This window comes from Spirosoma jeollabukense (genome assembly GCF_054777855.1).
On record NZ_BAAHAD010000001.1, the window covers coordinates 614,382 to 639,058 of the forward strand.

The 24,677-nt window shown below is 48.9% G+C and carries 21 protein-coding genes; 9 read left to right on the top strand and 12 right to left on the bottom strand.

Going from position 1 to position 24,677, the window contains the following annotated elements:
* Positions 1–161: 161 nt before the first annotated feature.
* From ACYVEA_RS02485 to amaB, 6 genes are all read right to left on the bottom strand, one after another.
* Positions 162–809, bottom strand: a complete 648-nt coding sequence (locus tag ACYVEA_RS02485) for a hypothetical protein (protein ID WP_461111731.1) — start codon at positions 807–809, stop codon at positions 162–164.
* A 400-nt stretch (positions 810–1,209) separates the two neighbouring features.
* On the bottom strand, positions 1,210–1,692 hold the full coding sequence (locus tag ACYVEA_RS02490; RefSeq protein WP_461111732.1) for a hypothetical protein: 483 nt from the start codon (positions 1,690–1,692) through the stop codon (positions 1,210–1,212).
* Between the two features lie 314 nt (positions 1,693–2,006).
* Positions 2,007–2,354, bottom strand: a complete 348-nt coding sequence (locus tag ACYVEA_RS02495) for a hypothetical protein (RefSeq protein ID WP_461111733.1) — start codon at positions 2,352–2,354, stop codon at positions 2,007–2,009.
* 214 nt (positions 2,355–2,568) lie between these two features.
* On the bottom strand, positions 2,569–2,922 hold the full coding sequence (locus ACYVEA_RS02500) for a hypothetical protein (protein WP_461111734.1): 354 nt from the start codon (positions 2,920–2,922) through the stop codon (positions 2,569–2,571).
* Between the two features lie 582 nt (positions 2,923–3,504).
* Positions 3,505–3,834, bottom strand: a complete 330-nt coding sequence (locus tag ACYVEA_RS02505) for a tyrosine-type recombinase/integrase (protein WP_461111735.1) — start codon at positions 3,832–3,834, stop codon at positions 3,505–3,507.
* Positions 3,835–3,895: 61 nt separating this feature from the next.
* Positions 3,896–5,422 carry an L-piperidine-6-carboxylate dehydrogenase gene (gene amaB / locus ACYVEA_RS02510; protein ID WP_461111736.1) on the bottom strand — a complete coding sequence of 509 codons (1,527 nt, stop codon included), beginning with the start codon at positions 5,420–5,422 and terminating at the stop codon, positions 3,896–3,898.
* Positions 5,423–5,561: 139 nt separating this feature from the next.
* On the opposite strand from amaB, the gene ACYVEA_RS02515 reads away from it, so the two are divergent.
* From ACYVEA_RS02515 to ACYVEA_RS02540, 6 genes are all read left to right on the top strand, one after another.
* Positions 5,562–6,533: a fasciclin domain-containing protein gene (locus ACYVEA_RS02515; protein ID WP_461111737.1), complete on the top strand. Its 972-nt coding sequence runs from the start codon at positions 5,562–5,564 to the stop codon at positions 6,531–6,533.
* A 241-nt stretch (positions 6,534–6,774) separates the two neighbouring features.
* Positions 6,775–7,326, top strand: coding sequence for an RNA polymerase sigma factor (locus ACYVEA_RS02520; RefSeq protein WP_461111738.1), 552 nt, complete (start codon positions 6,775–6,777; stop codon positions 7,324–7,326).
* Positions 7,327–7,329: 3 nt separating this feature from the next.
* On the top strand, positions 7,330–8,148 hold the full coding sequence (locus ACYVEA_RS02525) for an anti-sigma factor (RefSeq protein ID WP_461111739.1): 819 nt from the start codon (positions 7,330–7,332) through the stop codon (positions 8,146–8,148).
* Positions 8,149–8,348: 200 nt separating this feature from the next.
* A complete protein-coding gene (msrB, locus tag ACYVEA_RS02530; protein ID WP_461112937.1) occupies positions 8,349–8,795 on the top strand; it encodes a peptide-methionine (R)-S-oxide reductase MsrB in 447 nt (148 codons plus the stop codon).
* 314 nt (positions 8,796–9,109) lie between these two features.
* Positions 9,110–11,692, top strand: coding sequence for a penicillin-binding protein 1A (locus tag ACYVEA_RS02535; RefSeq protein ID WP_461111740.1), 2,583 nt, complete (start codon positions 9,110–9,112; stop codon positions 11,690–11,692).
* 62 nt (positions 11,693–11,754) lie between these two features.
* Positions 11,755–12,690, top strand: coding sequence for an alpha/beta fold hydrolase (locus ACYVEA_RS02540; RefSeq protein ID WP_461111741.1), 936 nt, complete (start codon positions 11,755–11,757; stop codon positions 12,688–12,690).
* Positions 12,691–12,779: 89 nt separating this feature from the next.
* Here the strand turns inward: ACYVEA_RS02540 and ACYVEA_RS02545 are convergent, their stop codons facing one another.
* Entirely contained in the window at positions 12,780–13,172 is a 393-nt protein-coding gene (locus tag ACYVEA_RS02545; RefSeq protein ID WP_461111742.1) for a VOC family protein, read from the bottom strand.
* On the opposite strand from ACYVEA_RS02545, the gene ACYVEA_RS02550 reads away from it, so the two are divergent.
* Together ACYVEA_RS02550 and ACYVEA_RS02555 are read left to right on the top strand one after the other, a co-directional pair.
* A complete protein-coding gene (locus ACYVEA_RS02550) occupies positions 13,171–13,329 on the top strand; it encodes a hypothetical protein (RefSeq protein WP_461111743.1) in 159 nt (52 codons plus the stop codon). The two genes, ACYVEA_RS02545 and ACYVEA_RS02550, sit on opposite strands and share 2 nt — an antisense overlap.
* A 109-nt stretch (positions 13,330–13,438) precedes the next feature.
* Positions 13,439–14,548 carry a bile acid:sodium symporter family protein gene (locus tag ACYVEA_RS02555; RefSeq protein WP_461111744.1) on the top strand — a complete coding sequence of 370 codons (1,110 nt, stop codon included), beginning with the start codon at positions 13,439–13,441 and terminating at the stop codon, positions 14,546–14,548.
* Positions 14,549–14,822: 274 nt separating this feature from the next.
* Here ACYVEA_RS02555 and ACYVEA_RS02560 read toward each other — a convergent pair whose 3' ends face one another.
* The 5 genes from ACYVEA_RS02560 to tsaD form a co-directional block, all read right to left on the bottom strand.
* The gene (locus tag ACYVEA_RS02560; RefSeq protein ID WP_461111745.1) at positions 14,823–15,914 is read right to left on the bottom strand and encodes a dipeptidase; all 1,092 of its coding nucleotides are present in this window, start codon (positions 15,912–15,914) and stop codon (positions 14,823–14,825) included.
* Positions 15,911–16,912 (bottom strand): 3-hydroxyacyl-CoA dehydrogenase family protein, encoded by a 1,002-nt coding sequence (locus tag ACYVEA_RS02565; RefSeq protein ID WP_461111746.1) that lies wholly within the window; start codon positions 16,910–16,912, stop codon positions 15,911–15,913. Before ACYVEA_RS02565 ends, ACYVEA_RS02560 begins: the two co-directional genes overlap by 4 nt.
* Positions 16,913–16,951: 39 nt before the next feature.
* On the bottom strand, positions 16,952–17,737 hold the full coding sequence (locus tag ACYVEA_RS02570; RefSeq protein WP_461111747.1) for a UbiA prenyltransferase family protein: 786 nt from the start codon (positions 17,735–17,737) through the stop codon (positions 16,952–16,954).
* Positions 17,738–17,813: 76 nt separating this feature from the next.
* Positions 17,814–18,716: an MOSC domain-containing protein gene (locus tag ACYVEA_RS02575; protein ID WP_461111748.1), complete on the bottom strand. Its 903-nt coding sequence runs from the start codon at positions 18,714–18,716 to the stop codon at positions 17,814–17,816.
* Between the two features lie 53 nt (positions 18,717–18,769).
* Positions 18,770–19,768 (bottom strand): tRNA (adenosine(37)-N6)-threonylcarbamoyltransferase complex transferase subunit TsaD, encoded by a 999-nt coding sequence (tsaD, locus tag ACYVEA_RS02580; protein WP_461111749.1) that lies wholly within the window; start codon positions 19,766–19,768, stop codon positions 18,770–18,772.
* Positions 19,769–19,900: 132 nt separating this feature from the next.
* Between tsaD and ACYVEA_RS02585 the strand changes: the two genes are divergently transcribed.
* Complete coding sequence (locus ACYVEA_RS02585; RefSeq protein ID WP_461111750.1) at positions 19,901–24,610, top strand: translocation/assembly module TamB domain-containing protein; 4,710 nt, start codon at positions 19,901–19,903, stop codon at positions 24,608–24,610.
* Positions 24,611–24,677: the final 67 nt, after the last annotated feature.

The window sequence follows — 24,677 nt, forward strand, 5'->3', positions numbered from 1 at the left end:
TTTTCAGCTTGTTGTATGCACCCAACGACCCAGGGGGTTGATGGTGGAGAACACTACGTCACTGAACGAACGGAGCGCCAACCTTTACCCCCCTGCTGGTTGGGCTGCTACGTCTCCTACGGGACGCGCTTCTTGTCACAGATAGCCTGCCTTTGAAAGCTTTAATCTCGGAGTACTCGCAAGTAAATTGTAACGATAAACATCACAATACCCAGGAGCAAGATTCTTACTCCATGTTTTCTGTCGCTTTTTTGATACGTATAAACCTGTTCGCCTGTGGGAAGTGTCTTTCTTGAACTTACCATGTTCCAGCCAATAGCTATACCAATTACACCGCCCAATAAAGCCGAAAGATAACCAATCCAAATAGTGCCTCGATGTTCTTCTTCCGGTTTCGCAATGGTTTCAATACGAGCCTTTCTGAGAGAAGCGAGGAAAGCTTTGTCTATTTGCTTGCCCCGCTCTTGCAGAATTTTTTGGGCTAACTGATAGTCAAAGGCGGACCACTCATCAGGTTTAGCCAAAATGTCGTACAACTCTTGGTCTGAGAAATCAAACAAGTAATGTCCTCTATCAACGTCGGACATCTGCTCTGCCGCCAGTTCATTGAGAATTTCATGAACTTGGGCATATTTATCGGAAGGCACTTTGACAATATACTCAGGTGCAATAGGGGCTATAGTAACCGAATCAATCCTTTCTCCATAAGTTTCCGTCTGAAAAGGAATAGAATTTTTCTCTAAAATTCGGACTAACTCCTGAAACGGTTCCTCATTGTTAAATTTTTTAGCTGTTACAAATTCTTGCATTAATGGTGATTGGTTTAGGTTTTAAGTTACTGCTGTTTTTCAAAAGTATAAATTGTCAGCCAGAACTCGCCTTGCAAGCCCAGCTTAGATAATGGGCGCGTTTCCTCTGTCGCACACAAGCCCGACATGAACGCCTAAACTGACTTATCCGGGACGATTCTCGTGTCGACCGGAGTCAGAAATGAACGCCTAAAAGTTTGCTATCTGGGATAGACCTCGTGTCGACCGAAACCAGCAAATACGTATGACCTGTTTGGCTGCACCCAACGACCATGAGTGTTGATGGTGAGCGCACAACTCATTAAAGCAAACATACCTGCACCTTTACACACTCATTTGGTTGGGCTGAAGACTTTCCTGCGGGACGTGCTGCCTGTCGCCCGCGACCCGCCTTGCAATTTTAGCTTTTATTGGGTTTCCAAAATACTCCAGGTAAGAAGCCAAAATACAATTTAAACTCAAAAATATCAGTATCAACTGATGGATTTGCTTCTTTGACTGCTTCGATAAATCTGGCGAAACTATCATCTATTGTGGAGGGCAAGACCCTCACTGATTCTAGCTCGTCAGACAAATATGTTACCTTCCAGTAGCGATCATGGTGCTGGTTGGCCAGCCATGTTAGTTTAATTGATTGGATTGATGAAAGTGGGATTTTGTCTTTGCGATTTTTTCTGTAAAAGAAATGGGCGTCGAAATCAATGGGATGATAAAAGAAGCCGAACCTATAATACAGTGATACGGCAACAAAAGGTAAAAAATGAAGTAAGTTCTTAATGTTCCAAAAGTCATTTTCTAAAACAATCTCGACGCTGGCATAAACCAATGTAAGCAAAGCAACAAAGCTAAATAGTCTTTTAAAGTGTGCCGGATAGCTATTCATTATTACATCATTTCGCTTACTAGGGCGTTTCCTCTGTCAGCCGAAACTGGCTAACGACCTTATATTTTTTTATTGAGCCGTGCCCCCTGTCGCCCGAAACCCGCCGAACAAGCAAAAAGCTTAACATCTGGGACGTGCAACTTGTCGCCGAGATGCTGGCACTCACGCACTTTATGGACCCGCACCCAACGCCAATGAGTGTTGATGGTGAGCGCATAACTCCACTCGACAAACCTACTTGAACCTTTACACACTCATTATGTTGGGCTGCGATTTGCCCGCAGGACGTACTACCTGTCGTCCGGTACCTTGAATTACAGCTTTTCAAATTGCTCCTCAATGTTCCACAACACCTCCGAGTCGTCTCCTGCACCGTTCTTGACAAGCCAATTTTTTAGTAGCTCAAAATCCACTTCGTTTTCAATGCAAAACTGTTGAGTTAAGTTAAAGCCTGTTTCTGCCTCTTCGTCAAGGTTCTCCTCCAAGAAGTCGAACAGTAGCTCGAACAGGACAACTGACATAGGTAATGCCTGGCGAAACTCGTCTAACTGCTGTTGTTTGTACTGGCTTTTAAGAGCTTTCTTGTTGTCCTGCTCGTTCATTAAAAAAATATTTAGTCTCAATTTATGGGGCGTTTCCTCTGTCGCACGTAACCCGCCCATGAGCAACAGTTTAACTAAATCGTTGCTCCACTGTCGCAGGTATCCTGCCTTTAACTAGCTGCATGGACCCGCACCCAACGCCCGCGAGGGCTGATGGAGCAGTACACAAATCTACTGAACACGAACCACTTGCACCTTTACACCCTCATTTGGTTGGGCTGCAAACCGTCCTATGGAACGAGCGTCCTGTCACACGAAGCCTGCCCTTGTTCTTCTAAGAAAGCGTTTTCTCATTCGGTTTCCAAAGAATAAAATCTTCTATTTCTTCCTCATTTTCTTCATCGACCAATTGCCAACTGAGAAAAGTTGCAATTCTAACAAAGGTGTCTTTGAGCTCTTGAAATCCTTTTAATTCATCTTTTGCACAAACAATTGCGATTAAGTTAGTCCTCTGGGTGGCCCTATCTTTATCCGACCAGCTATAGATATGGTTTGTCCATAACAGGGAAATATTGATATATAAAGGCGACCTGTCGTCGTTGGTGAATGTAGTGGCAGCAATTTGTTTAAGTTGAGATAAGGACTTTAAAAACGCTACAAGTTGATTTGTGTCGCAATCAACGCTCAATCCCTTGTCATGATAGATATTTAGATAGTAATACTTGTCTGACCAGATGACTATAAAGAAATTTACAACTTGCCTGTCGGGGCGTTCCCTGTGTCAACCGGAAGCCGACCAACGAGCCTAAAAGCTACCTGTCGAGGAGTGCAATTTGTCACACGCGACCCGACCACTACGCTATTTTTCAGCTTGTTACGTTGCACCCAACATAGTATTGTACGCAAAGCCGCTTAATGATTTCTGGCTGATATTCAGCACGATGTAATTAAGCGGCTGCTTTATACTTGATATCTTTGAGGCCGAATTTTGTTGAGTAACTAATTACAGTACAATCATAGATAACCAGGTTGATGCCTGCAACTAAAATGGTAAAAAAAGTTTCTGTCAATACGCTGGTTGAGCGCGTATGGGATATTGAAGGCTATCCAAACTATTTTTTTGGGGATGACAAACAATTATATCGCTATGACTCACGAGGATGTCTGCAGCAGAATAAACGAATTATAATTGGTTACACATCAGGATATATTCTGAAACGCAAATTCTTTAGTTTGGCGCAACTTCGCCCATTACTCCGGCCACATAAAACTACAAATCATCTAACGGACTTTTGAGGGTACTGATTTTATCCGCCGTTACATGGGTATAGCGCATGGTGGTCAGGATGCTTTGGTGTCCGAGCAGTTGCTGTATGTAGCGAATGTCGGTGCCCGATTCGAGCAAATGCGTGGCAAAGCTGTGCCGTAGTGTATGGATGCCCCCACGTTTTCGAATACCCGCAGCGTGAGCGGTCTGAGCATAAACAAGCTGGATGGTACGTATCATCAGCGGCTCGTTCGTCTCAGTCTCTTCGAACAGATAGGTCTTGGAATTGTAGATTAGGCTGGCATCTCGCTCGTCAATACGGATAGTAATCATAAAGCAGACTTTCGGGATCAATGCAGTTTTGTTGACCCCGAAAGTCTGGTTCAGTCACTATTTATAATTCAAATGCAATGCCCTGCGCCAGTGGCATGGTGGTGCCGTAATTGAGGGTATTGGTTTGTCGGCGCATGTAGGCTTTCCAGGCATCGGAACCCGACTCGCGCCCGCCACCGGTTTCTTTTTCGCCCCCAAAAGCCCCTCCGATTTCGGCGCCTGACGTACCGATGTTCACGTTAGCAATGCCACAGTCCGATCCGGCAACCGATAGAAACCGTTCCGCTTCACGCAGGTTCAGTGTAAAAATAGCTGACGATAATCCCTGCGGTACGTCGTTCTGCTGCGAAATAGCGTCCTCTAAGGTAGTGTATTTGAGTAGATACAGGATTGGCGCAAAGGTTTCACGCTGCACAACAGGCCACTTGTTTTCAGCTTCGGCAATGCAGGGGCGAACGTAGCACCCCGACTCAAAACCTACTCCGGTTAATACGCCCGGCTCAACGACAAACCGCCCGCCTGACTCCCGTATCTCGTTAACGGTTACCTGATAACTATGAACGGCAGCCTGATCGATCACTGGCCCCACATGAAATGACTCGTCTAACGGGTTCCCTATACGTAGCTGCGCATACGCGTTTTTTAGCCGATTCTTTACATCATCGTAGATACTCTCCTGCACAATGATTCGGCGCGTAGATGTACAACGTTGTCCGGCGGTACCAACCGCCCCAAACGCGATGGCTGGAATAGCCAAATCAAGATCGGCATGTTCCGAAACGATAATAGCGTTGTTGCCCCCCAATTCGAGCAGACTACGCCCCAATCGGCTGGCCACGGCTTCGGCCACGGCTTTGCCCATGCGAGTGCTACCCGTTGCCGATACCAGTGCGATGCGTGGATCGCGGGCCAGCCACTCACCAGCATGGCTATCGCCCGTGATGAGGCAGGATACTCCTTCGGGAACGTTATTATTACGTAGTACTTCGCTTATAATCTGTTGGCAGGCCAGGGCGGTCAAGGGTGTTTTTTCGGATGGCTTCCAGATACAAACATCCCCACAAACCCAGGCCAGCATGGCATTCCACGACCAGACAGCCACGGGGAAATTGAAAGCTGAAATTATACCGACGACGCCCAGCGGATGCCATTGCTCCATCATTCGGTGGGCAGGTCGCTCAGAATGCATCGATAGGCCATAAAGCTGGCGCGACTGCCCGACGGCAAAATCGCAGATATCGATAATCTCCTGAACTTCCCCCAATCCTTCCTGGAGCGACTTACCCATTTCGTAACTAACCAGAGTACCCAGCTCGCGTTTATAATGCCGAAACTGCTCACCCATTTGCCGGACAATTTCGCCCCGGCGTGGGGCTGGAACTTGCCGCCATTCGGCAAAAGCAGCTTGGGCGGTTTCGACAACACGATCATAATCAGCACGGGTTGACGCATAAACACGAGCAATCAGTTGACCGTCAGCCGGCGAATAGGAATCAATGGTTTTCTGTGTGTCAGTATGCCAGAACTGCTGGCCAGTACTGGTGCCGGGCTTAACGGGCTGGGTTGGAAGTGGCAGAATAGACTGCATATACGTAGTTCGTTATTTGTTGAGATGCGGGCAAATCTACCGGCCTTTGGGCAAACAATGCACACAAATCGACAAACTTTTTAGGATACAAGAGGTTAATCCATGACTGATTATTACTAGGCAATTACGGAACAATGTTATGAAAATCAAGCAACATATTGGCCTGTTCGCGCTGGGAATCGCGCTGGTCATCACCCCTGGCTGGGCGCAGACAACGCCCACCAGCACCGCCCCGGCAACGGGCTATCCACAGGGAGCCATCGCTCCAGACTCAACTCCGGCAAAAACTTCCCGCAGTCAGAGAAGAGCGATGAAACGAAGCCAAAACGCTATGAATCAAAACGCAGCAACCAACACGAATACATCTACCCAGGATGCTAACTACCGGCAGAGCTCAGCCAGTGAGGGAACGTCTATCAACAATAGCAATACGACAAACTACAACAGTAACAACGTAACGAATGCGCCGACCGGAGCAGGCAGCAATCCAAACACCTTAAACAGCACAACACCATCTCCCAGCACGGGCACACCAACGAATACGAAGGGAGAAGCCAGGTCTGATGCTGGAGCGGCTGAAGCTATTTCAGGGGCCAAAACGACTGAATCGCCCGCCGTGAAAGCAGGCAGTACAGTTCGAAACACCAGCATCGGCGACTTTGTGGCTTCGTCGCCCAATTACACAACGCTACAAAATGCGCTTCAGTCAGTTAAACTGGACGAGACACTTAGAGGTACCGGACCCTATACAATCTTTGCCCCAACGAATACGGCCTTCAAAAAACTGCCTGCTACCGTGCAGGGTGGCTTGCTGGATGGCAGCAATCGTGAGGCCTTAACACAACTACTATCCTATCACGTAGTAAATGGCGCGCTGACTGCCGACGAGTTGACGCGGCAAATCAAAGCGGGCAATGGAAAAGCTCAATTAAAAACACTGGCGGGCGGTAGTTTAACGGCTCAACTTGGGGCAAACGGCCAGCTACAATTAACCGATGAGAAAGGTGGAATGGCTACTATTGAAGGAGCTGACAATCGGCAGGCCAATGGTGTCGTTCATGGGATTAATAGCGTACTGATGCCCAAATCAGGGTCAGGTTCTTTTCGATAAAAAGAGTGAGTAAATACTGGAATCCTTTGTTTATTTATTGGCTATATACGACGTAATACTATAGTTAGCTGTGTACCTTTTTAGAGATAGTCTGAAGAGGTATACGGCTAACTATCGCTTTTTTAACGTACATAATCGGTATAATGTGGCCTATATAGCGTTTATAATAAGTGTTATAGCAGCTTACCTCATTCATAGTTTGAATTTCTCTTATATTTGGCTCACTTAACACACCGTCTGCGTGAAACGCCAATCTTCTTTAGTTTCTGAAAGTGTCCTGATCGAGAAGCTTACTCGACGAGATCAGCAAGCCTTTCAGTGGCTCTATGACCAGTATTCGCCTGCTCTGTATGGGGTTGTATTACGTATTGTGCGTGATGAAGACCAGGCTGCAGATCTCTTGCAGGACATTTTCGTTAAAATCTGGAAGAACCTGGATGCTTACGACGCCAGCAAAGGCCGTTTGTTCACCTGGATGCTGAATGTGGCCCGCAATACGGCTATTGATTCCCTACGCGCTCAAAAAACACAACCCGCCAGTGCAATCCGAACCGATGAGGAGAACGTACATATTGTTGATCGGCAACATAATACGGAACAGCCAAACCCCGACCACATTGGTCTCAAAGAAGTTGTAAGCCAGTTGCGTCCCGAACGGAAACAACTTATTGACCTGATTTATTTTGGAGGATACACCCACGAAGAAGCCGCTGAAGAACTGAAGTTGCCCCTAGGAACGGTGAAAACCCGAATTCGAGCTGCATTACAGGAACTAAAGCAACTATTTAAATAAGTCATGAACGTCACGGAATATATAGCGTCTGGTATCTTAGAGTCTTACGTCATGGGTGCGGTGAGCGACCAGGAGCGACGCGAGGTTGAGTGCCTGTCGTCTATCTATCCAGATGTGCGCCAGGAACTCGACCAGCTATCAGTTGCCCTTGAACAGTATACACAATTACATAGTGTTGAACCCCCCGCGTCTGTAAAAGCGAAGTTGCTGGCACAACTTGATTTTGACCAGCCCCAGGAAACGGTCGTTCGGCCAATGCCCGTAGATCTTACAACCGGGCCCACCTATACGTACCGACTCACCTGGATGGTAGCCGCGTCCATCGGCCTGTTAGTTTTATTGTTTTCTTTTTATTTACTTTCTCAATTACGAACGAATCAAAATACCTTAGCCTCCGTTCGAACGTCAAATAATTCACTTCAGTCGGAGATACGGAAGTTGAAAGATCATCAGACACAGGCCGATCAGGCATTAGCGTTATTGCGTCAACCCGGTTTGCGTACGCTGGAACTGAAGGGTAACGAGAAAGCTCCGCAAGGTAATATGCTTGTCTTTTGGAATACCCAAACGCATCAGGTAGCCGTGCAGGTTCAGTCGCTGCCCGCTTTGCCAGCCGACAAGCAGTATCAGCTCTGGTACATGGTAAAAGGGAAACCCGTTGATGCCGGTGTTTTTGAAGCATCGAATGCCACCGAGCTTGTTCAACGCCTAAATCGCTCCGTTGATCGGGCCGAAGCATTTGCGATAACCGTTGAGAAACGTGGCGGTAGCCCTACCCCAACCCTCTCGACGCTGCTCGCGATGGCACCTGTAAATTCCTGAACGGCACCCGCTATTTTATTGTTATTATCACGTGAGTCCTTGCACCCACCTATGGCTTCGTGTGTTTTTCCAAACTCAAATCCTCAGGTGTCGTTTGGTCGTATATTTTGTCATAATAAAGTCATAAGCTCATGAAAAATAGTCTGTTTTTATTATTGTCCGCCTGTTTACTGGCTGGCTTCACCAACAAATTACCGGGTATGAATAGCCACGAACCCTCCAGTTCCATTAGCCGTGTTACACATGACGACCCACCTAAGAAGGTTGTCAAGACCGATGCTGAATGGAAGAAGATACTGACGCCGAATCAATATTCGGTGCTCCGCGAACACGGTACCGAACGGGCGTTTACCAGTCCCCTGAATGACATTCACGACCACGGTACGTTCTATTGTGCAGCTTGTCATAGTCCTTTGTTCTCTTCCGACACAAAGTTTGATTCGGGCACAGGCTGGCCTAGTTTCTACGCACCGATCTCTAAAACTGCCGTTAAGGACGTAACCGATAAAACTTATGGTATGATCCGTACCGAAGTGCTTTGCACCGTTTGTGGAGGGCATCTGGGACACGTTTTCAACGACGGTCCCAAACCAACGGGTCTTCGGTATTGCATGAATGGTGTTGCCATGACGTTTGAGAAAAAATAACGGATATGGCTAAACGTACTAGGTAGCAAAGACCGCTTATTGAATAGCGACACCGCTCATACAGTACGTTGATACTAACTCACTAAAAACCAACCGGGTTGTTCACGCGACCCGGTTTTTGTATATAAGATCGGTCGAAAATACGTTATATTTGACGCTCGGCCAGTCTGCCGGTGAAGTGAATCGTCCGATCAATATAAGCTGAGTAAATCTGTCGAAGCGGAATTTACTGTACTGCTTTTCGGTAGCCGGATAAGTTAGTGGCTTTAGGACGATACCATGTATAGTTATCAGGTTTCTTCGACTAAAAACGCATGAGTCAATTTAGGGAGCGATTACGCGCTGTCCGGCACGCTTTTGGCGCATTCCGACAACGACTTCGACAACGCCCGAACAAGTTAGGCACGATTAGACAAGGAGTTGGCCAACGTATTTATCGGCAAACGGCGCGCATTGCTGGTGAAGAACGTATCAGTTCATTATCGAATACGTACCATACCTACCGCAATCGTTTACGCTCGTTTGTTCACCAATACATCGACCCTGATTCCTGGTATTATCCTTATCTTAAAACAGCTGTCAAGGTTTTTTTCTGGTCTTTTCTGCTTTTAGGGCTTTACGTTTTTACGCTCAACTACAACTTTCTGTACCTGACCGGCGAAATGCCCAGCGTTGAAGAGCTTAAGAATCCAAAGCTCAATCAATCATCCGAAATTTACTCGCAGGATGGGATATTGATCGGTAAATTTTATGCCGAGAACCGATCGCCCATCAAGTATGAAAACATTCCGAAGCAGCTTATAAATGCGTTGATTGCCACCGAAGACGCCCGTTTCTACGATCATGGAGGTGTCGATCCACGTGCTATTGGCCGGGCCCTTATTAGTTTAGGGCGTGAGGGTGGTGGATCGACCATTACGCAGCAGTTAGCCAAAAATCTATTCAAGACGCGCCGAAAAACGAATACGGGCTTATTGACCCGGATTCCATTTATTCGAAAAGTTATCTACAAATCGAAAGAGTGGCTGATGGCGCTTAAACTGGAACGCAATTTTTCGAAACAGGAAATCATCACGTATTACTTCAATACCGTTGATTTTGGCAGCAATGCCTTTGGGCTAAAAACCGCAGCCCGGACGTTTTTCAATAAAATGCCGGACAGCCTGAACGTGCAGGAAGGGGCGGTTCTGGTTGGGTTGCAGAAAGCCACCACGAATTATAACCCCCTCAAGCATCCGGATCGCTCCCGCGAACGACGAAACGTAGTGCTTGGCCAAATGGCCAAATATAAGTTTCTGTCCAGAACACAAGCCGACTCGATCAGTGCACTACCTTTAGTCACCGACTTCACACCCGAAAACCCATACTCGGGCCCGGCTACTTACCTCAAAAACGCCGTTCAGGATTATGTCAAAAAATGGGGTGAAGAAAACGGGTACGATCTCAATACTGACGGATTGCGGATTATAACTACCATCGACTCGCGCATGCAATCCTACGCCGAAGAAGCGACCAGCGAGAAAATGAAACAGTTGCAGCGAACGTTCGACAACCACTGGCGCGGCCGTAACCCCTGGACTGACGAGGATGGAAATGAACTACCAGGCTTCATCGATTCGGTGGCACGGCGCACGGAACGTTACAAAACGCTTAGCCGACGGTTTATGCCTCTTTACCCGGATTCGATTACGTATTACATGAAAAAAGTGAAATACAAAATGCGGGTATTTAGCTGGAACAGTAAGAACGGGTACGATTCGACAACCATGACGCCCTACGACTCCATTGCTTATTACAAGCATTTTCTGCAATCGGGTATGGTGGCAATGGACCCGCACACGGGCTATATCCGGGCGTGGGTGGGTGGCCTGGATTACGATTACTTCAAATACGATCACGTTAAACAAGCCAAACGCCAGCCAGGGTCGACGTTTAAGCCGTTCGTTTACACAACCGCCATCGACGATACGTTGATTAACCTCAGTCCCTGTGACCGAATCGAGGATCGTCCGTTCAGGAAGGAATACCGGGAAAATGGCGAAGATAAAGTCTGGGAGCCCAGAAACTCGACGGGTTATTACACCTATTCCAACATGACATTACGCCGGGCAATGGCTCGGTCGGTAAACTCCATTACAGCCCAACTCACCGACCGCGTAACGCCCGAGCGCGTCGCTCAGTATGCGCATCGAATGGGTATAAAAAGCCGTTTGGAAGCGGTGCCGTCCATCGGTCTGGGATCGTCGGATGTGTCGTTATACGAACTGGTTGCTGCTTACTGTACCTTTATTAATGACGGAGAATCGACAGAACCCGTTATCGTTCAACGCATTGAAGATCGGGACGGGAACGTACTGGAAACGTTTACAAGCCAGCACAAACGGGCTATCAGTTCCGAAACGGCTTTCCTGATGCGGTACATGCTGCAAGGCGGTTTACAGGAATCGGGCGGTACATCGCAGAATCTGTGGTCATTCGATCTATTCAAAAACCACAATGAAATGGGGGCCAAGACCGGTACTACGTCGAACAACTCGGACGGCTGGTTTGTGGGTGTATCCAACAATTTAGTAGTGGGTGCCTGGGTTGGTGGCGATGACCGTAGCATACATTTCCGTTCAACTGACCTCGGCGAAGGTGCCAAAACGGCCCTGCCACTGGTGGGTCGTTTTCTGGAAAAAGTATACGCCGATCCTAAATTCAAAAACCTACAAGGCCCTTTCCCTAAGGCAGTTGGCATTACGAAAGAATACCTGAACTGTGGCTACTCGGGTGATGAGGAAGAAAGCAGTGAATCGGATTCGACGGATACGGGCGCGGTAAACGACTCGACTTTTATTCCAACCAGCCCGGCCCCAGACCCAACCGCGCCACCTGACACGACGATCAGACAGTAAACAAAAAATTAGTATATTGTGAAGTAAGCCCAACCTGGTTGGCCCTAGTTACTCGACGCCCTATGAAACGGTTCCTGAAAATTCTTCGCTGGTCCTTACTTACCCTGACCGTATTAGCCGCTGGAATAGTGGTTATTGCCTGGTTCGTTGACTCCCGTCAGAGCGATCAGGAATTGGCCGAAGAGTTTCGGGGACAACGCATCCGCCCCAGTGTGCATTATTATCACGTGGGCAAGGCTGGTGAGTCACGAACCATACGGTTCATCGAAACTCCGGGTAGCATTGGCGATTCAGCCTTGCCCGTCGTGTTATTCGTGCATGGCGCTCCAAGTTCGCTATCGTTCTTCAAGGAATTTTTCAAAGATACGTTGCTACTTAACCGCGCTCAGTTGGTAGCGGTCGATCGGCCGGGTTACGGCTATTCCGATTTCGGTCAGGTGGAAACCTCTATCATTCATCAGGCAGAATTACTTCAACCCTTAATTGAGCGATACCGGAAGGCTCCTTATTTAGTGGTCGTTGGATCGTCGTATGGTGGCTCCGTATCAGCTCGGCTGGCCATGAACAATCCAGATTGTATCAACCATGTTGTCTTTGTTTCGTCGGCCCTGGGGCCGGGCCTGGAACGTACTTATCCAATCAGTTATTTCGCCGACAGTCCGCTCATTCACTGGGGCGTCCCTCCCCTGCTTCGGCTGGCAAATGACGAGAAATTAGCGCACAGAGAAGCGTTGGAAGCCATTCTGCCCGATTGGCCCAAAATTCGCGCCAATATTACCATGCTCCATGGAAAACTTGATGAGTTGGTATATCCAACCAACGTATTGTTTGCGCAGCGACACTTGGTGAATGCGCGGGTGAAGCAGTTTTTACTCCCCGAGAATCGCCACGATATTGTCTTCAACAAACGCGAGTACATCACGGAAATCATACTCGATATCCTGACCGGTCGTGCCGTAAAAGCAACTGTCCAGGCCAGAGGCATAGCCGTGAAATAATAAGGGGAGAAAAAGGAGTAAGGAGAAGACAGGGGAAAAGGCTGAATTCGTCTTTTCCCTTGTCTTCTCCTTACTCCTTTTTCCTACCGCTAAACCGTAATTTCAATACGGTTCTGTTCCGGGTCAAGCACAACACTTTCATAGTAGCCGTCACCCGTTCGGCGCGGTTCGCCTGCAATGACGTATCCCGCTTGCCGGAGCTTCTCGGTCAACTCGTCAACAGCGGCTATACTTCCAACCGAGAAGGCAATATGGGCCAGCCCCATGTATTGAGTCTGAACATCCGTTGGTCTATCCACAATGCCCGGCATCTGCATCAGTTCCAGACGCGGCCCATCGTCGGGAAAACGCAGAAAATAGGAGGAAAATCCTTTACGCGGATTAACGTATTGCTCATTGGCGGTGGCACCAAAATACGTTTCGTAGAAAGCTCGCATCTGTTCCAGATCGCGAACCCACATAGCCAGGTGTTCAATTTTCATGACGCAAATATCCCGCTATTCCTTAAGCGAATGCTACGTCTCTATTGACAGGAACTACCACGCTATCAACGTATCGGCTCCCACATATCAGCCTGGCGACCTTAAAAATGGCGAAGCACCTCAATGGCTAAGTAAACAGGTAGCGATACATTTTTAATACCTGTTACACTGTGATAAGTAATGAACGGCGTGTTTTCACTTTTACCTAAGATCGCAATCAGCACGTACTGAAACCTCTCTTCCCCAATAAAGCCTTCTAAGCAATAATGACATCTAAATTACTTTGGGGGGTAGCAGCCCTCAGTCTGACAGCAACTCTTGGAATGACACTTACGGGTCATTTAGCACAAGCTGGGCCACTGGTGATTCTTTTCTTTCTAGCCATAGCCTTAGCCTTTCGGGGGTCGGAAGCCCTGAAGGGGTTTGCCTATACAATTATGATTTTTGCCGCTGTTACCACAGCCTTGTATTACCCGACTTATTTTGTGGAAACGGGTGGCTTTAAATTCAGCAAATTAATTACGCCCCTGATTCAGCTTATCATGTTCGGCATGGGTACGTCGATGAGTGTCGAAGACTTTGTTGGCGTAGTGAAAATGCCCAAAGGCGTACTGATTGGCGTAGTTAGCCACTTTGCCATTATGCCTACCATTGGTTTTCTGATTGCCAGCATGAGCGGATTTCCGCCAGAAATTGCTGCCGGTATTATCCTGATCGGTTGCTCACCCAATGGCATGGCGTCGAATGTTATCTCTTACTTAGCCAAGGCAAATCTGGCTCTGTCCATTACCATAACAGCCATTTCAACCATGCTGGCCCCGTTCATGACGCCCATGCTCATGAAGCTTTACGCCGGTGCACTGGTTGATATCAATGTACTGGATATGATGTGGGACATCTTCAAAATGGTGATTTTCCCGATTGGCGCCGGCCTGCTATTCAACAAGTTTCTGAGTGGAAAAGCCAAGTGGCTGGATGATGCGATGCCGCTGGTATCAATGTTTGGCATTGCCTTTATCATCGTCATTATCACAGCGGCTGGCCGGGATAAACTACTAACCATTGGCCCGGCATTGATCGGATTAGTACTGATTCATAATCTGTCGGGCTATTTCCTCGGCTACTGGTCTGGGCGACTGTTCAGAATGAGTGAGCGCGACTGCCGGACCATCGCCATCGAGGTCGGCATGCAAAATGGGGGACTGGCATCGGGACTAGCCAATCAAATGGGTAAAGTAGCTACGGTTGGACTGGCCCCCGCCGTGTTCGGTCCGTTAATGAACATTACCGGTTCCATACTCGCGTCCTGGTGGCACCGCCGACCGCCGAAAGACGACGTTCAGGAATCCCAGCACGTAGTGACTGCCGAAGTATAAAACAGGAAGAAGAGCCGGGTTTGATTACTCAACTCCTCGCTGTTTTAACTCGCTGCTGGGCGTAGTCAGAGACTACGCCCAGCGTTGTCCGGTCTCCGACCGGTTTATATCGTCAAGCTAACTTCGGTCGAAGACTTAGCTCGGCGTAGTCTCTGACTACGTCGCAGCGTTACCCGGTCTTCGACCGGTCTTAAGTAGGTGATAAATTCCGGTCAGAGACCGGGTAACACGGCGACGTAGTCAGAGACTACGCCGAACAGCGTAATGTCCCAGTTCACGTCCACGCGTTGCGCAGAAACCGCAGCCAGTTGCCGTGGAAAATATTATCAATATCATCGGAGCTGTAGCCTCGTTTTGTCAGCAGGCCACTTAGCTTTTGCAAGTCAGCGATCGTGTCCAGATCCGTGGGCGATTGCTCGGTACCATACGTACCGTCAAGGTCGCTGCCGATAGCAATATGTAGACTATTACCCGTCATCTGGCAAATGTGATCGTAATGATCGATGATGGTTTCCAGACTAATACCAAACTCTGCCGGACTGCTCATTCGCTGGGTGAAGCCCGGTTTCATCATCCAGGCGTCAAAACAGCCGCCGATGACGGCTCCGCGTTCTGTCAGTTGCTTGATCTGGTCGTCGGTTAGTTGCCGCTGGTGTGGCACCAACGCCCGGCAGTTATGATGACTTGCCCAGACCGGTCCTTTGTAGAGAGAAAGCGCTTCCATAAAACCCTCATCTGTGAGGTGCGTTACGTCCAGGATCATCCCTAGGCGATCCATTTCCTGCACCAGTTGGCGGCCCTGTGGAGTTAATGGTCCACTTAGTCCCGTGCCTGGCGCATACCGCCCGGTGCTATAATGGGCTGGTCCGCAAGCGCGCAGGCCGTATCCGTAGGCTTTTTCGAGATACGATAGGTTAACAAATGAATCGGCTCCTTCCAGGCTCAGAATATACCCGACGGGTTTCTGCTCGTTCGGCATGTTTTCGTCAAACCAAAGCGCCAGATGACGTTCCAGACCAGCACGATCTTTAATTTGAACCATCTCGCCCACATCTTCCATCGCTTCGTACCAGGCCCGCTGCGCCTGCGTCATGGCCCATGCCTGCTCGGGCGAATTCCAGCCTGCTCCGGGCAAATTGCCATTCGTCTGATTGAAGCGGGCAATCTGCGTAGCAACGACCAACCCAATATTTCCCCGGCGAAGATCGGGCAGCGATACGGTCCCTTTGCCCCGATCGATTTTATCGCTCATGCCAGTTTCGCTTTCCCGAATCTGATGGGCTGATAGCCGATAATCCCGGTTCCATTCCAGGGCATTCAGCGACATATCCAGGTGAGCATCAATAATTAAAGGGGATGTTTTCATGGCTGTTTAGAGGAGTCTTCGTCGTTCTGCCGGGCTAATCTGGTTTTTACTACGTCGGCTGGGTATTTCAACGCTAGCTTGCGGATTTCGTAACTGAACTCTTCATAGGTTTTTTGCCATTCCAGGGCTTCTTCGGGTGTGTAGTCATAAAAACCGTGTGCATTCAGTACGCCTTTGCCGCCTGCTTTAACAATATCGTCTATTAACTTCGGCATGGCTGTCTGATTACTCAGCGTAGGAAACAAATCCTTCATGACGGTATGATAGGCCGGTACACCCGTTAAGTCCATCCAGCGAAACACACCAACCAGCGTCATCCAGTAACCCGGACTATTTCGGCAGGCACGATCCACGTCTTCAACAGTAGCATAGCCATTTTCAACCAGATTGAAAGCCTCCCGATACATCGCGTACATCAGGCGGTTGGTAATAAACCCGCGAATATCTTTACGGACCAGGATAGGTTCTTTACCCCACTGGTGCGACAGTTCATAGAGCCATTCGGCGTATTGTACCTTACTCAAATCGCCACAGATAATTTCCAGAAAACGGGTTGTATGTGACGGCTCCATCCAGTGCAATCCCAGGAAACGGGAGGGCAGCCGCGTTTCTTTCTGTAGCAAGCTGATAGGAATAGCCGACGTATTACTGGTAATAATGGCCTCGTCAGACACTACAGCTTCGATTTTGGCGTAGACGGCTCTTTTAATGTCAATGTTTTCGAGTGTGCATTCAATAACAAGTGCGCAATCTTTCAGCAGGCTGTAATCTTCCGTAATACGGAGTTTTTCGAAGTAGACGTCCGGTAGTTGAGTTACTAAGCCTTCCTGAAGCGCACCCTTCAAGTGACCACGAATGCGCGGTTCAGCCGTTTCCATATCGGACGGAATTGGCGCCACGGCCACCACCGGATGCCCAGCTATCAATAGACACGTAGCAATGCTACAACCCATTAATCCCAAGCCTATTACGCCAATTGGTATCTGTGTCGGATTCATTGACTGATTTATTTTTGGTTAGAGGTGTTGCGAATATTCCTATAGCACTAGCGCAGGCATCCAGAAGACGCCATCACCAAGCCAGCGATAGCGTTCATTCCGGAGGAAATAAGCAGGATACCGTTGCATGACGTAGAGGGTCAAGCTCATTAGCCCAAGCATCAGTGCAGAGCGTTGTGCAAATCGATCTGTTGTCAGAAAGCAAAGTGTAAAACCGGTTACGACAATGACGGCGGCCAACCAGTTAAGTACCCGTTCACTACGTTCTTCACCCCAGGCTGTTGCCAGCGAAAACAGAGACTGATCTGGACGGTCCAACGATCCTGTTTCGTATTGTTCCATGACGGCAAACAGAAGCAGATTCTGAAACGCAATCCCAAGAAACATTAGAAACTCGGCTATCTCTATTCTGCTTACCGCAGTACGTTGCACCCAAACGCTACCCCAGACACCGACGGCAAAGAGCACGGCTACAAGTGGTTCTTTTAGAAGCAAAGCCGGATGCCGGGCCGGTAATCGAAAGACGGACCCTACATAGGCCACGCAAATTCCGCCCAGCACAATCCCGAACTTCACTACGTTACCCGGCAGAAAAAACGTCAGGATTAATACCAGGCCAGCGGCTACGCCAACAACGCTCCAGAGCAGCATAGCATAGCGTTGATGAAACCGATGCCGGGCCGTCATTGGCTGACTCAATGCATCGGCCTTATATTTACGAACATCAAGGAGCCGGTCAACGGTGTAGATAATGAACACAACCAGAGCCAGCACAACAGGTGTGGCCCAGTGAATAGGCGTCACGTCGGACAGGCGGGCAGCCATACGATTAGACAAAACAGCGCCAATCACGACGGGAAAACTTAAATAATAAAGGGTACGCAGATAAGTAAGCAACGAATCAGGAATTTAAAATCGAAACGCGCGTAGGGGGAGCCAGCCAGGGCTCCTGACGGCTGACTATCTCAACTGGTTGCCCAACACGCAGACTCCCTAAAGTGTTTTCGCCGGTCGATCTGGCCAAGACGTTCTGCCCGAACAGAATTTTGTGTTTCCACTGCCGATAGGTCGTCAGCGTTTTTAGTGGTTCTTTTCCTTTCTGACCCGTTTCGGGATCAATAGTCGTCAGCACACAGCGGGCGCAGGGTTTAACACCGTAGAAATCGATTTCACCAATTCGGAACTGGTTCCAGGCATCTTCGTCGTAGGGTTCACTCCCACTTACGACCATATTTGGGCGGAAGCGTAGCATGGTAAGAGGCTCCTCAAGGCGTTGATTAAGGGCATCGAGCGAAGACTGTCCGATCAATAAATACGGGTATCCGTCTGCAAAACTGACGGCATCCTGTTCAGGGTCGACAGCGTAATCCTGGTCGACAGCACGGGTGGTGGTTTCAGGCATAAACACCAGCCGGCAGGAGGTACCAATGGCATTCGTAAACCACTGATCGGCTTCGTCACTTACCGTTACGGCAGGCACATCTTTACTGTCCCAAATCTCGACCAGCATGGTTCCATGAGACGCAATAACTTCATCATTTAGCACCAACGGCAATTCCAGTACGTCGTCGGGGTGGTTTCGATGCCAGACATGTAGCGTAGCAGCACGGTCCGGCGTTTCAGTTATGGTTACATCAATAAGGGCCATCTGCGTGTGCGTCCGTTGGGTTATGAATTTCCCTTCGGGTGTGACAAGCATAAATCGTCGGTCATACCGAAATCCTTTCGGCTCCACAATTACCTCAGTCATCGAAATGCTGCCGAGCGATTTGATAGGATAAATAAGCAGTTCTGAAATGGTCATAGTCATGGGTTACGGTCTTCGGTTTACGGACCGCCGAAGGCCGTAAACAACAGTTAAAAGCTCATTCTCGGCAACGGACTTACAGTCTGGGGCGTAAAGTCACCTTGCTCGTATTTAAATTTTGCCGCCATTGCAATCATGGCGGCATTATCGGTACAATACTCAAATCGTGGAATGTATACGTTCCAACCCAACTCACGGCCAAGCTGCGTCAACGTAGTACGCAACCCGCTGTTCGCCGACACGCCCCCGGCAATGGCAATCTCGCGAATGCCTGTTTCTCGGGCGGCTTTCTTTAATTTGGTCAACAGCATTTGTATCAGCGTATGCTGAATGCTGGCACAAATATCCGGCAGATTTTGGGCAATAAAATCAGGATTTGCTTTACTATTATCACGCAGGAAGTACATAATGGCGGTTTTGATACCGCTGAACGAAAAATCCAGATTCGGCATCTCGCTCATCGGAAACTTGAAAGCCAGCGCATTACCTTCTTTTGCGTACTTGTCAATGAGCGGGCCACCGGGATAAGGCAGGCCCAGCAATTTAGCCGATTTATCGAAAGCCTCCCCTACCGCATCGTCCATTGTCTGGCCGATAACCGCCATGTCAAGTGGGCCATCGACACGTACAATCTGCGTATGTCCCCCGCTCACCGTCAGGCACATAAACGGAAAAACAGGCGTTGGCGACTCAATGAAATGAGCCAGTACGTGTGCCTGCATATGATTAACCTCGATAAGCGGAATATTCAAGCCCAGCGCCAGTGCTTTGGCAAACGAAGCGCCGACCAGCAACGAGCCCAGCAAACCCGGTCCTCGCGTAAAGGCAATGGCCGATACGTCATTTTTCGATAAATTTGCGTCGGTCAACGCACGTTCAACCACCGGCAGAATATGCTGTTGGTGCGCCCGCGAAGCTAATTCGGGCACGACCCCTCCATACTGCTCATGAATTAACTGGGTAGCAATTACGTTGGACAGAACAAGCCCGTTGGCTAAAACAGCCGCCGACGTTTCGTCGCAGGAAGACTCAATGGCTAAAATATTCACCGAACAAAAATAATGGATAATGATTTCCCCGAGAATAGACAATGGAAGTTACCTGTAAACCGTTCCCTCATTTAGTGGTGTAACCTATACAAGGTCCCGTTATTCATTGTATATTAGGTCTTTCCATTCTGAATGCGTCAATTTTTTGCCATATTCCTTAAAACGCTGCTTTACTCGCTCCTCACGGTACTGGGTTTAGCATTAGGAATATTACTGAGCTTGCAAATTCCGGCCGTCCAGACGAAACTTGCCCAGAAAGGCGCTACGTGGCTATCTAAAAAACTACAATTTCCGGTTGATATTGAGGGCGTTTCAATAAAATGGTTTGACTCATTAACCCTCGAAAAGCTTACGATTAAAGACCGTCAGGGACGACCGATGATAACCATTGGCCGACTTGATGCCGATTACAACCTTCGGAATCTGCTCGATTCATCGGCACACAATCTCCACCTGGATGAGGTCGTGTTGTATAAGCCCGATGTTCGGATGATAAAAAACAAGACGAACGGCGATACAAACCTCGACGATTTCATTGCCCGAATTGAGCAGCTAACTTCTGATCCGACCAAACCAAGCATTCCGAATCAGAATGTCCCCTTCACCATCGGCCATATTCATTTGGTGGAGGGAAAGTACACACTCGAAGACCCGCGCGAACCCTTACTGCGGGATAAAAAGAGCTTCGATTACAATCACTTTACCCTTCAGAATCTTACCGGCGAGGTCAGCGAATTCCTCGTCCTGGGCGACACCATTGCGTTCGATGTCAAAGGATTATCGGGCATTGATCGGGATACCCGATTGAAGATCCGGCAATTGGACACACGCTTTCTGTATTGCAATACCAAAATGGAACTGGCGCAGTTAAATGCCCACATTGGCAACTCCATCATCCGAAACGAACTCACCTTTCTTTACGATAAACCATCAGCCTTCGGTGATTTCAACAGCCGGGTGCTCATGCAGGCGCGGTTCCGCAACAGCAAAGTACAGTCCAAAGACTTGGGTTATTTTTCGGACTACCTACGCGATCTGAATGAAACTTGGTTGCTGTCGAGCAACTTCACGGGCACAGTCAATGACTTCCGGCTTCGAAATACCGATTTGCGATTTGGGCCTAACGGTCGCAGCCGCCTGGCGGGCACTATCGACTGGAAAGGGTTGCCCAATATGGACAAAACGACGGTCAATTTTGCCTTTACGCCCTCGGTAGTAAACATGGCCGATATCCGGCAGTATTACCCCGATTCGTCGTTTAACCATACCATTCAGAAACTAGGAACGGCATCGTTCAACGCTACGTTCGTGGGCGCTTTTGATGATTTTAAAACGAAAGGCACCTTCCGAACAGCCATTGGCAACGTAACGGGTGATCTGGCGCTTAAGCTCGCGGACAAATCCAGCCTGACGACTTACACGGCTAATCTACGGGGGGAGAACCTGGATTTAGGCCAATTGATCAATCAGCCCGCTCAGTTTGGTAAACTCGACGGCGAGGGACGGATCACCGGGCGTGGTACTAACCTCGAACTGGCTACAATTGACTTTGATGGGCAGTTCGGGCGATTCGGGTGGCAGGGCTATGCGTACAGGAACGTAGCGGCTCGGGGCAATTTGCAGAAATCCCTGTTTGAGGGGCAGATGCACGTTCACGACCCAAATCTGTCGTTTGATCTTGATGGCGAATTCAACCTAAAAGCTCCTCGCAATCATTACGATTTTCGTGGAGCGGTAGAACACGCCGACCTTAGGGCGCTCGGTTTTATGCGTGACTCACTGACAGTCAAAACGAAGGTAGACATCCGACTGGAAGGCAGCAAACTGGACGATATTGTTGGCAATGCTACGTTCAATGAGGCAACGCTCACCCTGAACAGCCGCACACTCGACGTAGACAAACTTACCTTGATGTCGTCAGTTGAACAGCAGCCTGTTGGTGCTGTCAACGGTGACTCTACCTTGACCGGCAAACAGACAACCAGTACGCAACGGTACTTTAATCTCGACTCTGACTTCCTGACAACCCGTTTACAAGGTACCTTTCAGCCACAACGCACGATTGACGATCTAAGCCGATTAGTGCGCGAATACGAGCTTTATTTTAAGGGCGACGCAGCCGGCATGACGGCCTATTATGAACAGAAACGTCAACAGGCGGATCGGTTAGCCAAACAACGGTCGCCCCTATCAGCACAACGGTATGGTGTTGACTATCAAATCATAATGAAACAAAGTGAACCTCTGCTCATCTTTCTGGGCATGGCTGCTTACGTAGCGCCGTCAACCAGGATGGAAGGTCGGTTCACCGAAGATAATACGTCCTTTTTGACGGCTACAGTCAAAACTGATTCGATGCAGTTCGGGAAGATTAGCTTTGGACCGAGTGACCTCGACTTAACCACATCTAAATTCACGTATAGCCAGGAGGTGCTGGCCTCGGCGGTTCTGTCGTCGAAACGACAATCCTTCAGTTCCCTCCTACCCACCCGAAATCTACAGGCAGAAGCGTCGTGGGACGTTGACCATATTGACTTTACAAGCGACATTGATCAGGCCGATAGCAGTGGGGTGTTCGCCAACCATGCCGACCTGAACGGCGAATTACGCTTCAAAGGAGACGCCATCGACCTGACCTTCCGACAGTCGAAAATACGCGTGCTGGATGGTGACTGGACGCTCAATCCCGAGAGTCTGATCCGTAAAGTAGGCGACGAGTACACAATTCGGAATCTGTCTCTGCTGAACCAAAATCAACTGGTGATGGCATCGGGGAAAATATCACCAGATTCGGTGCAAAACCTTAACGTAGAGGCTCAGAACTTCTTGTTGGCCTCACTTAATTCAGTATTGAACACTACGTTGGGCGGTACATTGAATGGCACGCTGGCGGTACGAAACATTTATGATACACCAATTCTGGAAAGTGCGCTGACGGTTACTGAATTATCGTATCAGAAAGCGCTGATCGGTGATGTGCGAGCCCAGGGAGAGTGGGATCAGCAGGCGCAGCGGCTCAACGTCGATGCCCGTGTAAACCGCAACGGTGCTGATGTAGTCACACTGCTGGGCACCTACACACCGAAGCGTAAAACAAACCCGTTGGCCCTGAAAGCGAAAGTAAATAATGCCGATTTGTCGCTGCTGGAACCCTTTACAACGGGGCTTTTTTCGAACCTGGGGGGTATAGCCAATGGGGTCGTATCCGTTACAGGAAAACCGGTGTCGCCTACGCTGATGGGTCAGGTGGCTATTAAAGGTGGCCGCGGACGATTCGATTATTTAAAGGCGGACTTCACTTTCGACGATAACATTTATTTCGGCGAAAATGAAATTGTCACCCAGCAATTGACGCTGCGCGATCCGCAAGGGAATACGGCCATTCTGAAAGGTGGCGTCTATCACGAAGGCTTCCGGCACTTCACCCTGGGTTTCGATGCCGATTTTAAGAACTTCAAGATCATGAATACGGTCGCGAAAGACAATGATGCGTTCTATGGACAGGCCATCGTCACCGGGAAAGCCGAACTTTATGGCCCAACAGATAACCTCACCATTCGCGCCAACGTAGCCAGCAATAAAGGCACGCGAATCTACATCCCGCTGGATGGTGCTACGTCGGTCGCGGCCGATGATCAGATTCGGTTCGTGAATATAATTTCCGGGAAGCCAACCAGCCAGACTGCCACGCATACCGGTGCGGAGAGCGATATTGATTTATCCCGAATTCAGATGGATTTCAACTTCGATATTACGCCCGATGCATACTGCGAAATTCAGCTGGACCGCCAAACCGGCGACATCATTAAAGCGTACGGCCAGGGTCGGGTGGGCATGAAAGTCGACACAAAGGGCGATTTCACGATGACGGGGAATTACGAGATTCAGAAAGGAGATTACACCTTCACGTTTCAGAATATCATCAACAAACGCTTCCAGATTCGCCCCAACAGCCGCATTACCTGGACGGGTGATCCCTATGGAGCGCTTCTGGATGTAACGGCAGCTTACACGCAATACACGTCTCTGGCACCTTTGCTGGGTAATCAGAAAACCAGTGCCGATCAGACCCGCCGGTATCCGGTCGATCTGGTGATCAAACTAAATGGAGAACTGGGTAATCCGACGATCAGCTACGATCTGGATATCAAAGAATACCCGTCATCATCCGATTTCCGGCAGGCCGTCACCGCATTCGAATCGCGGCTTCAAAGTAACGATCAGGAGTTGACCCGGCAAGTAAGTAGCGTTCTGTTATTCAATCAGCTATTATCTGAAAATACCAGTCTGTTCGAACAGGGGCAAGTCAATACGGGTGTCGCCAACAGCGTGAGCGAACTTCTATCCAATCAGATTAGTCGCCTGGCCTCGAACCTGAACGAAAATCTGGATGTAGGTGTATCATTCGGTGGTTTCACCAGCGGTACCCAAAACGAAAATCTGCTTAATAATCTTCAACTTAGGTTCTCCTATCGGCTACTAAACGACCGGCTACGTATCAGTCGCGATGGTGGGTTTACGTACGGACAAAGTCAGTACAACGCAGCCAGTTTACTGGGCGAGTGGACGCTCGAGTATTTCATTACGTCAGACGGACGTTTTCGGGCAAAAGTGTACAATCGCAATCAGCAAAGTATTCTAAGCCAGTACAGTACCAACAGCACCATTACTACAGGTGGTGGGTTGAGTTTACTCTATACACGTTCATTTAACCGGCTTTTCGGCGGACAACGTAACGCGCCCGGCCTAACGCCCAATAAAGCTGGTGACGAGCCAGCCCCGGCCCCTACCGTCAGCCCTATTTCCACGTTTAATGGTACAAGCCGGGACGTATTTCAGTAGGTTCACAAGCATTTCTTTCCTGTACGTTCCAGGGCACTACCTGTAAATGCCTGTGTTGATTGACTAA